Raw genomic sequence first — 10,608 nt, 5'->3', positions numbered from 1 at the left:
GCTCGTCGTTCATTTGCATGAGCAAATTTCTCTCCTCGCGCCTTGCTGCGCGCAAAATCTGGCTCCGTCGCGGCCACGTTTGAAGCGGGAACAGACCCTTATTTAATCCCTCTCTGGCAGGAAACAATCCAAGATGCCCCAACAACAAACCACCCGCCTTGAAAAAGACCTGCTCGGCACGCTTGAGGTGCCGATGGAAGCTTATTACGGCATTCAAACACTGCGCGCGGTGCAGAATTTTCATTTATCCGGCGTGGTGCTTTCGCACTATCCCAAGTTGGTGATTGCGCTCGCCATGGTGAAACAGGCCGCCGCCGATGCCAATTGTGAGCTTCGGCATTTGCCGAAAGATAAGCACCGCGCCATTGTCCAAGCGTGCGAGCGAATTATTGGCGGCGAGTTCCACGAGCAATTTGTGGTGGACATGATTCAAGGCGGCGCGGGTACCTCCACCAATATGAATGCCAATGAGGTGATCGCCAATATCGCGCTGGAAAGCTTGGGGCATGCCAAGGGTGACTATCAGCACCTGCACCCGAACAACCATGTAAATATGGCGCAATCGACCAACGATGCTTACCCGACGGCCATTCGCGTCGGCCTGCTGCTGGGACATGACAGTCTGCTTAATCGCTTATCCGGCTTGATTGATGCACTAAAAGATAAAGCCAGCACCTTTGCCCATATCTTAAAAATGGGGCGCACACAATTGCAGGACGCGGTGCCGATGACGCTGGGGCAAGAGTTTCACGCCTTTGCCACCACACTGGGCGAGGATTTGCAGCATCTGAAAATGCTCGCCCCTACCCTGCTGACCGAGGTCAACTTGGGCGGCACGGCGATTGGCACCGGCATCAATGCCGACCCCAACTACCAAAAACTCGCGGTGCAGCGCCTTGCTGCAATTAGCGGTCATCCATTAGTGCCCGCAGCGGATTTGATTGAGGCGACTTCCGATATGGGTGCGTTTGTGCTGTTTTCCGGCATGCTCAAACGCTTGGCGGTCAAACTGTCGAAAATCTGCAACGATTTACGCCTGCTCTCGTCCGGCCCGCGTACCGGCATTAACGAAATCAACCTGCCGCCGCGCCAGCCGGGCAGCTCCATCATGCCGGGCAAGGTCAATCCGGTGATCCCGGAGGCGGTCAACCAAGTGGCGTTTGAGGTTATCGGCAATGACCTTGCATTAACGCTAGCGGCAGAAGGCGGGCAGTTGCAATTGAATGTGATGGAACCTTTGATTGCCTACAAGATTTTCGACTCCATCGGCCTGCTATCGCGGGCAATGGATATGCTGCGCAGCCTGTGCATTGAGGGCATTACCGCCAATGAGGCGCATTGCCGTGAACTGGTGGAAAACTCCATTGGTCTTGTCACCGCGCTAAACCCTTGGATTGGCTACGAAAACTCCACGCGCATTGCCAAGCTTGCGCTCGAAACAGGGCGCGGCGTGCTCGAACTGGTGCGCGAGGAGAACCTGCTGGATGAGGCCACCCTTGCCGACATTCTAAGGCCAGAACATATGACCGCGCCGCGCTTGCTTCCCCTGTAACGATGAAGGTTCTGATTGTTTACAGCGGCGGTACTATCGGCATGCAGTCCACCGAAAACGGCCTAACCGCCAGCGGTGGATTTGCCGAACGCTTGCGCGCGCAACAGCAAAAAACCGGCGAAGCGCTAGTGCAATGGCGCTGGCGCGAGCTGGATAAGCCGATAGACAGCGCCAATATCCAGCCTGCCCACTGGCTTAAGCTGCGCGACTTAATCGTTGACGGCTTAATCGAAGAGCACTGCAACGCGGCGCTACTGCTGCACGGCACCGACAGCATGGCCTACAGCGCCGCCGCGTTAAGTTTTCTGCTGATGGATTTGCCGCAGCCGGTACTGCTAAGCGGCTCCATGCTGCCCGCCGATGCCCCGAAAACCGACGCCTGGGACAATCTATTGGGCGCACTGCGGATCTTGCAGGCGGGTGTTCCGTCCGGCGTTTGGCTGTACTTCCAGCAACAACTGCTGAAAGGCGCAAGGGTCTACAAACAAAGCAGCACTCACCTGCAAGCCTTTGCCGAACGGCCTTGCCTGTTTAATGCAGCGCTTTCGCCCATCCCGCCCGCACTCAACTACCAAACCCCTCGCAAGCCCCTACCCATTGCCATACAACCGCTTTACCCCGGCCTTTCCCCTGCCACTTTGCGCGCCGTACTGAGTAGCGGGATAAAAGCGCTGATTATCGAATGCTACGGCAGCGGCACCGCGCCAGAAGATGCAGACTTGCTCGCCGAACTGGCGCAGGCGAGCCAGCAAGGTGTACTGCTGCTCGCCATCAGCCAATGCCCGCACGGACAAGTGGATTTAACGCAGTATGCCGCAAGCCAAAGCTTGCAGCAGGCCGGTGTTATCAGCGGCAGTAATCTAGGGCGCGAGGCGGCACTGGGCAAATTATTTGCCCTGCTTGGGGCGGGACTTTCACTAGAAGAAACTAAATACTGGATCAATAAAAACCTGTGCGGCGAATTGGCTTAATAAAGTTGGTCGGCCACTATCGAAATTTAAACTTTCTACGGTTTGCCACAAATCGTTTGGCCTTTTATTTCCTGTTTATCCTTGCCTCAGCCTTCCCATCCTGCAAACTTTCCGACCTGTTGAAGCATTGCCGCAGCAATGGTTTAAATTCGCTCGTCCAGCGCTCACAAGTCGGCAGCGATAACTTGGATAATCGGGTACTATTGCACCCTGATTGCCACCATTAGCTTCATACATGCACCCTGTGCAGCCATTGATAGGTCGGCTCTCGAAAAGGCTTTATCCTTACTCGACTTTCTCCAATTTTTCCAAGCTCAGGTAGCCGCACATGAGCGAATCCGTTATTAACTACATCCATACACTGGGTCGCGCCGCGCGTAGTGCTTCGCGCGAATTGGCGCGTGCGCCAATCGCACAAAAAAATCAGGCGCTGGCAGCCATTGGCAGCGCCTTAAATGCCGCGCGAGATACATTGCTTACGGCCAATGCCAAGGATATGACCCAAGGCCTGGCCAATGGCTTAGATAGCGCATTGCTCGACCGGCTGGAACTTAACCAGGCGCGCATTGACGAGATGATTGAAGGGCTACGCCAAGTGGCTGCACTACCAGAACCTGTGGGCGCGATTCGTGATATGCGCTACCTGCCGTCGGGTATCCAGGTCGGCAAAATGCGCGTACCGCTGGGGGTTATCGGCATTATTTATGAGTCACGCCCGAATGTGACCATCGATGCGGCGAGCCTTTGCCTTAAATCCGGCAACGCCGCCATTTTGCGCGGCGGCTCGGAAGCCATCCATTCCAACCAATTTATTGCCGCCTGCATTGCTCAAGGCTTGCGCGAAGCCGGGCTGCCGGAAGCTGCCGTGCAACTGGTGCAAACCACTGACCGCGCGGCAGTGGGTGCGCTGATTCAAATGGCGGAATTTGTCGATGTGATTGTCCCGCGCGGCGGCAAGAGTCTGATTGCCCGCATCAGTGACGAAGCCAAAGTGCCGGTTATCAAGCACTTGGACGGCATTTGCCATGTTTATATCGACCAGGCAGCGGATATTGATAAAGCCATCAAAATAGCTGATAACGCCAAAACCCAGCGTTTTTCGCCCTGCAATACGATGGAAACCCTGCTGGTGCATCAGACCATTGCCGCCGATGTGCTGGTGCCGCTTGCGGACATTTATCGGCAAAAGAGGGTAGAACTACGCGGTTGCGCGGCGACCTGTGCGTTGCTGGGCGAGGACATTAAGGCCGCGACTGAAGAAGACTGGCAAAGCGAATACAACGCACCGATTTTGTCCATTCGCATAGTCACCTCATTGGATGAAGCCATTGATCATATCAACCACTATGGCTCGCAGCATACCGATGCCATCGTTACCGAAAACCTATGCCATGCGCGGCGCTTTTTGACTGAGGTGGATTCCAGTTCGGTGATGGTCAATGCCTCCACCCGCTTTGCCGATGGCTTTGAATACGGTTTAGGCGCAGAAATTGGCATTTCCACCGACAAACTACACGCGCGCGGGCCGGTCGGCCTTGAAGGGCTTACCAGCGAAAAATACATCGTGCTGGGCGATGGCCATATCCGTGGCTAAACGCATCGGCCTGTACGGCGGCACCTTTGACCCGATACACCTGGCCCACCTGCAAGCGGCGCTGGAAGCCTCTGAACAGGCAAGCTTGGACGAAGTACGCCTGCTGCCCTGTGCCAACCCGCCGCACCGCCAGCCGCCACTGGCAAGCGCCGCGCACCGCCTGGCCATGCTGCAACTGGCGGTAGCGGACGAGCCAAGGTTAATCGCCGATGAGCGCGAACTGCATCGTGCTGCGCCCTCTTATAGTATCGACACGATTGAGGCTATTCGCCGCGAGATAGGCGAAAATACCCTGCTGTTTTGGCTACTGGGCGAAGATGCTTTTTATGGCCTGCCAAGCTGGCATCGCTTTGATGACATTCTCAAGCTGTGTCATTTGCTGGTTTGGCAGCGCCCGCAAAATCCGCAGCCGATGCCGGATAAGCTGCGTGAACTGCTCAAACAGCGTACCGTCACTGATCCCACAGAGCTTAGCGAAGGCCGCGGAAAAATCGCCTTTATCCAGCCGACCGCCTTTGCGCTGTCTGCCACACAAATCCGCACCAGGCTCTTTGATGGGCGCTCTGTACGCTACCTGCTGCCAAAGCCTGTGCTGGACTATATCCAAAGGCACGAGTTGTACCGTGCCACTGTTTGAACCGAGGATGTTATGCAAAGTGAACAAATGCTCCAGTTAGCCCAAAACGCGCTGGAAGACCTAAAAGCACAAAATATCGTCAGCATTGATGTGCGCGATAAAACCAGCGTGACCGACTACATGCTCATCGCCAGCGGTACCTCCAGCCGTCAAGTCAAAGCGCTGGCCGAACACGTGCTGGAAAAATTTAAAGAACAAGGTGTACGCCCGCTGGGTAGCGAGGGTCTCGATGGCGGCGAATGGGCGCTACTCGATATGGGCGATCTGCTGGTGCATGTGATGCAGGCACAGACCCGCGAGTTTTATGACCTGGAACGCCTATGGCAAGGCGCTGAGCAAAAGCGCAGCGCCAGCGTTTCTGAATAATGACGGCGTTTGGAGTCAATCCGTATGCTACTGCGCGTCATTGCCGTTGGCAGCAAAATGCCTGTCTGGGTCGAACAAGGCTTTGCTGAATACGCCAAGCGCATGCCCGCAGAATTTTCGCTGCAATTGGTAGAAATCCCGCTGGGAACACGCAGTAAAAACGCCGATATTGCCCGCCTGATGCAAAAAGAAGGGCAGCAGATGCTAAGCAAAATGGCCGCCGGTGAAAAACGTATTACTTTGGAAGTACAGGGCGCGTCTTGGAGCACCGAACAGCTCGCGCAAAACCTTCAAAGCTGGCGCGAACAAACGCGCGTCGTGAACTTTTTAATCGGCGGCCCGGAAGGACTTGCTGGCGAAGTCTGTGCCCGCAGCGACGCGCGTTGGTCGCTGTCCAAATTAACGCTCGCGCACCCTTTGGTACGCATTGTGCTGGCTGAGCAGCTTTACCGCGCGTGGACGCGGATAGCCGGTCATCCCTATCATCGCTAGCCCAGCCGCCATGTCTCACCGCCCCATTCCGCTTAAGGACTACCAAAGCAGCAGCCGCTTGGTACGGTGGCGCATTGCCATTGGGGCGCTGGTCATTGTGCTGCTGAGCGCCCTGCTGATTGCGCGCCAGTACCATTTGCAGGTTATTCAGTACGACTACCACTCGACTTTGGCGGAAAACAATCGTATCCACGTGCAGCCAATTGCCCCCAGTCGCGGGCTGATTTACGACCGGAACGGTCTGCTTCTAGCGGAAAACCGCCCCAGCTTCAGCTTGACTTTAACCCGCGAGCGGGTAGGCGCCTCGCAGCAAGTGCCGCCGATTTTAGACAGCATCGCCGAACTGTTTGCCTTATCGGCCGAAGAGCGCGAGCAGCTGGACAAACGCCTGGCACGTGGCCGCAGACCGTTTGAAGCCGTCCCCATTTTGTACAACTTAAGCGAAGAGCAAATCGCGCTGATAGCGGTCAATCAATTTCGTCTGCCCGGGGTTGAGGTCAGCGCGGAACTGGTGCGCTACTACCCACAAAAAGAGCACTTTGCCCATTCAATAGGCTATGTCGGGCGGATTAACGAGCAAGAGCTAAAAACCATCGACCCAACCAACTACAGCGGCACGCACCATATCGGTAAAACCGGCATTGAGCGCTTTTATGAGGATGAACTGCATGGCCAGGTCGGTTATGAAGAGGTGGAAACCAACGCCCGTGGGCGAGTGATGCGCGTGCTTAAACGTACACCGCCGGTGCCGGGGAAAAACCTGGTATTAACGCTGGACAGCGCCTTGCAGCAAGCCGCCGAACAGGCTCTTGGCGGCAGGCGCGGCGCGGTGGTCGCGCTTGACCCGAATAGTGGCGAGCTGCTGGCTATGGTCAGCCAGCCCGCCTTTGACCCCAATCCCTTTGTCAGCGGCATCAGCTTTGCCGCTTACGCGAAACTGCGCGATTCCGACGACCATCCCTTGTTTAACCGCATTCTGCGCGGGCGCTACCCGCCTGGCTCGACGATCAAGCCGATGATGGCGGTATCGGCGCTTGATGCCGGGGTGATTACCGCGCAAAGCCGCGTATTTGACCCGGGATTTTTTCAACTTCCAGGGGTTTCCCACCAATACCGCAACTGGAACCGCAGCGGCGACGGCTGGGTGAGTCTGGAGCGTGCCATCATGCGCTCTAACGACACCTATTTTTACGACTTGGCCAATAAACTCGGTATCGACCGCATGCACCGCTATATGAGCCAATTTGGCTTTGGGCAGAAAGTCGCGCTGGATTTATTTGAAGAATCCACAGGTCTTATGCCATCAAGAGAATGGAAACGCGCGCGCTACAACCAGCCCTGGTACCCGGGCGAGACGCTGATCGCCGGTATCGGCCAAGGCTATGTACAAGCCACTCCCTTGCAACTGGCGCAAGCGACCGCGCTCATTGCTGCCAAAGGCAAATGGATACGTCCGCATCTGGCTAAAAGCATCGGTGGGCAGCCGCCACAAGACAGCAACCCGCCAGCGGATATTAAGCTGCATAACCCGGCCTTCTGGGACTTGGCGCGTTCCGGCATGGTACAAGTGGTGCACGCACCCGGCGGCACCGCGCAGCGCGTGGGCGCAACCGCCGCTTACCGTATCGCCGGAAAAAGCGGCACCGCACAAGTGGTCGGCATTCGCCAGGGCGAGCGCTATCAAAGCAGCAAAGTCGCCGAACGGCACCGCGACCACGCGCTGTTTGTCGCCTTTGCCCCGGCAGAAAACCCGCAATTGGTGGTCGCCGTGATGGTAGAAAACGGCGAATCCGGCTCGCGCGTCGCAGCGCCCGTGGTCAAAGAAGTGCTCGATGCCTGGCTTTTAGGCGACGACGGCCAGCTTAAAGCCGCCTACCGCAGCCCCCCCAGCGCGCCGCTCGCGCTGCAAAAACCGGTCGCCGCGCCATGAGCCGCGAATTTACCCGCCAATTGCCTGCAACCGATGCCGAAGCGCTGCGGAGCCGCCGCGGGTCACTGTCACAACGTCTACATATCGACCCGATTTTACTGCTGCTGATACTGCTGTTAGGCGTGAGCAGCCTGTTTATTCTCTATTCGGCCAGCAGCCGCCATATGGACATGCTGCTCAGACAAAGTGGCTCGTTTGCCTTGGGACTAGTCTGCATGTGGATGATTGCGCAGTTTGACCCGCGTGATTTAATGCGTTGGATACTGCCCGCCTATGGCATCGGCCTTGCCCTTTTGGTGGTAGTGGACATCATGGGGCATAACGCAATGGGTGCCACGCGCTGGATTGCCATCCCCGGCCTGCCACGCTTTCAACCGGCGGAACTGATGAAAATCCTTATGCCCGCGACCATTGCTTGGTACCTGTCGCAAAACAGCCTGCCGCCCACACTCAAGCAAGTGATGGTTTCCTTGGGGCTACTCGCCGCGCCCTTTGTGCTGGTCGTACGCCAGCCGGATCTGGGCACCGCGCTGCTGATTTTGGCATCTGGACTCTTTGTTTTGTTTGCCGCTGGACTTCGCTGGCGCTGGATTATCAGCGCCGTGGCGGCGGCGGTTCCGGCCGCGCTGTTTATGTGGCAGTTTGTCATGCATGACTACCAAAAGCGCCGCGTATTGACCTTTCTTGACCCAGAATCCGACCCGTTAGGCAGCGGCTGGAACATCATCCAATCGAAAGCCGCGATAGGTTCTGGTGGTATCTTTGGCAAAGGCTGGCTGGCCGGTACGCAGTCGCACCTGGATTTTTTGCCGGAAAGCCACACAGACTTTATCATTGCCGTCCTTGGCGAGGAGTTTGGCCTGGTGGGCATTAGTCTGTTGCTGTTTTGTTATTTACTGCTGATTGCACGCGGCCTGATCATTGCCGTTAAAGCGCAAACCCTGTTCGGCAAACTGCTCGCCGCTGGCCTTACGCTGACCTTTTTTGTTTATGTTTTTGTCAATATCGGCATGGTTAGCGGCCTTTTGCCGGTGGTTGGCGTACCGCTGCCTTTTATCAGCTACGGTGGCACTCACTTGGTCACCCTGATGATAGGTTTTGGCCTGTTAATGGGTATTCACACCCACCGCAAATGGATGGTATCGGAGTGATGAGGAATATCCGCTTAATCCTGTTATTGACTGCCCTTTTTGGCAACGCGCTGGCGGGCGATTATCAAAACAGTGAAAAACTGCGCGTTTTTATTGGCGAAATGCAACAGGAACACGGCTTTTTAGCCGAACAACTGGAACAACTCTTTGCCAAGGTGAATAAACAACAAAGCATCCTCGATGCCATTGCTCGCCCTGCGGAAAAAGTCAGCCAGTGGAAAGACTATCGCCCAACCTTCGTCAACCCGCTCCGTATTGCCGGGGGCGTCAGTTTTTGGGCAAAAAACGCCGGCGCGCTTGAACGCGCCGAACGCGAGTACGGCGTACCGGCGCAAATTATCGTTGCCATTATCGGAGTGGAGACTTCCTACGGCGGCAATATGGGTCGCTATCGCGTACTCGATGCGCTCGCCACACTCGCTTTTGACTTTCCGCCGCGCGAGGTGTTTTTTCGCAAGGAATTAAAAGAATTTCTGCTGATGGTGCGCGAGCAACAACTCGATGCGCTATCCCTCAAAGGCTCTTACGCCGGAGCCATGGGACTGCCGCAATTTATGCCAAGCAGCTTTCGCGCCTTTGCGGTGGATTTTGACGGCGACGGCAAAATCGACATTTGGAACAATCCAGGTGACGCCATAGGCAGTGTCGCCAACTACTTTAAGCAGCACGGCTGGACGGCCGATTCGGCGGTTGCCGAACGGGTTTTTGGGCTTGGCGAACAAGCCGACCTGGCTTTAAGTTCGGGACTTGAGCCAGAGCGTAGTGTCGCCGAACTCATCCAACTGGGCTGGGAGGTCGATGGCTCTTGGGATAAGGATTTGCGCTTAAGCGCTTTTCGCCTGCAAGGTCAAGAAGGTGCGGAATATTGGCTGGGTTTGCCGAACTTTTACGTCATCACCCGCTATAATCGCAGCAACATGTACGCGCTGGCTGTGTACCAACTGTCTGAAGTCCTGCTAAACACACGGAGCCCTCCTTAAGTATGCGAGCCCAACCGTGCCTATGGCTGAGTGCCAGTGCGCTTTTTTTATTACTGGCCGCCTGTGTTCATCACAGCCCTGAACCTATCCGCAAGGGAGATACGCTTTCCAGCCCGGCGGATTTCAAGCGTCCGCAACAAGACGGTAAACCCGACTGGCAGGTAGACGTTGCCAAAATCCCCGATGCCGTACCACAGCCGCACAACGGCACCTACAAAAATGCGCCTTATCAAGTCTTTGGTAAAACTTACTACCCACTTTCCGTACCCGCCTCGCTTAATTACCGCGAAGTGGGTCTGGCCTCTTGGTACGGCACGCAGTTTCACAGCAAGCAGACCTCCAACGGCGAGATTTTCGATTTGTACGGCATGACCGCTGCCCACAAAACCTTGCCGCTGCCGTCTTATGTGCGCGTCACCAATCTTGCCAACGGCAAGAACGTGATTTTGCGCGTCAATGACCGCGGCCCGTTTCATTCCGACCGCATTATTGACCTCTCCTACGGCGCGGCCATGAAACTCGGCTATGCCGAAGACGGTGTTGCTCGTGTGCAGGTGGAAGTGATTGACCCCAAACAGTGGCAGGCCAAACATGGCCGTTTGGTGTTGCCCAAGGTGGCGGCAAACGACGCGCCCGATGCGGCGCAAGTCGCTGCCCACACGCCTGATTACGGTGCAAAAAAAAATCTGCACGAAGCCTCTGGCCTGTATCTCCAGGTAGCCGCCTTCTTAAGTCTTCAAACTGCCGAACAACTGAAGCAGAGGCTAAGCCAGAGTCTGTCTGTACCCATCTTTATCAGTCCGCTCGCCATCGATGGACAAATTCTGCATCGCATTCGTTTGGGGCCAATCCCTCATCTGGATGATGCAAAGCGGCTTCAGCAGGAAGTAGAGCGGCTGGGGCTTGGTCTCCCGCTGGTGGTTCGGCCATAGGCC

10 protein-coding genes are annotated in these 10,608 nt (G+C 56.1%); all 10 read left to right on the top strand.

Annotated elements, in window-relative coordinates; all coding sequences use genetic code 11:
- Window positions 1-133 precede the first annotated feature (133 nt).
- The 10 genes from aspA (at window position 134) to AXE65_RS12670 (ending at window position 10,605) form a co-directional block, all read left to right on the top strand.
- The gene (gene aspA / locus AXE65_RS12715; RefSeq protein ID WP_068393224.1) at window positions 134-1,552 is read left to right on the top strand and encodes an aspartate ammonia-lyase; all 1,419 of its coding nucleotides are present in this window, start codon (window positions 134-136) and stop codon (window positions 1,550-1,552) included.
- A gap of 2 nt (window positions 1,553-1,554) precedes the next feature.
- Window positions 1,555-2,523: an asparaginase gene (locus AXE65_RS12710; protein ID WP_068393221.1), complete on the top strand. Its 969-nt coding sequence runs from the start codon at window positions 1,555-1,557 to the stop codon at window positions 2,521-2,523.
- Window positions 2,524-2,851: 328 nt separating this feature from the next.
- A complete protein-coding gene (locus AXE65_RS12705; RefSeq protein ID WP_068393218.1) occupies window positions 2,852-4,117 on the top strand; it encodes a glutamate-5-semialdehyde dehydrogenase in 1,266 nt (421 codons plus the stop codon).
- Complete coding sequence (gene nadD, locus AXE65_RS12700) at window positions 4,110-4,754, top strand: nicotinate-nucleotide adenylyltransferase (RefSeq protein WP_068393242.1); 645 nt, start codon at window positions 4,110-4,112, stop codon at window positions 4,752-4,754. Before AXE65_RS12705 ends, nadD begins: the two co-directional genes overlap by 8 nt.
- A 12-nt stretch (window positions 4,755-4,766) precedes the next feature.
- Window positions 4,767-5,120, top strand: a complete 354-nt coding sequence (gene rsfS / locus AXE65_RS12695; RefSeq protein ID WP_068393215.1) for a ribosome silencing factor — start codon at window positions 4,767-4,769, stop codon at window positions 5,118-5,120.
- Window positions 5,121-5,144: 24 nt separating this feature from the next.
- Complete coding sequence (gene rlmH, locus AXE65_RS12690) at window positions 5,145-5,612, top strand: 23S rRNA (pseudouridine(1915)-N(3))-methyltransferase RlmH (protein WP_068393212.1); 468 nt, start codon at window positions 5,145-5,147, stop codon at window positions 5,610-5,612.
- Between the two features lie 10 nt (window positions 5,613-5,622).
- Entirely contained in the window at window positions 5,623-7,542 is a 1,920-nt protein-coding gene (mrdA, locus tag AXE65_RS12685) for a penicillin-binding protein 2 (RefSeq protein ID WP_068393208.1), read from the top strand.
- Window positions 7,539-8,693 (top strand): rod shape-determining protein RodA, encoded by a 1,155-nt coding sequence (rodA, locus tag AXE65_RS12680; protein ID WP_068393205.1) that lies wholly within the window; start codon window positions 7,539-7,541, stop codon window positions 8,691-8,693. Before mrdA ends, rodA begins: the two co-directional genes overlap by 4 nt.
- Window positions 8,693-9,673: a lytic murein transglycosylase B gene (gene mltB, locus AXE65_RS12675; RefSeq protein ID WP_068393202.1), complete on the top strand. Its 981-nt coding sequence runs from the start codon at window positions 8,693-8,695 to the stop codon at window positions 9,671-9,673. Before rodA ends, mltB begins: the two co-directional genes overlap by 1 nt.
- Window positions 9,674-9,675: 2 nt before the next feature.
- A complete protein-coding gene (locus AXE65_RS12670; RefSeq protein WP_068393199.1) occupies window positions 9,676-10,605 on the top strand; it encodes a septal ring lytic transglycosylase RlpA family protein in 930 nt (309 codons plus the stop codon).
- Window positions 10,606-10,608: the final 3 nt, after the last annotated feature.

Origin of the sequence: Ventosimonas gracilis (assembly GCF_001580025.1) — a bacterium.
Taxonomy (GTDB): Bacteria; Pseudomonadota; Gammaproteobacteria; order Pseudomonadales; family Pseudomonadaceae; genus Ventosimonas; species Ventosimonas gracilis.
The sequence above is the reverse complement of the archived record's forward strand: the minus strand, read 5'-3'. Positions and strand labels throughout refer to the sequence as shown.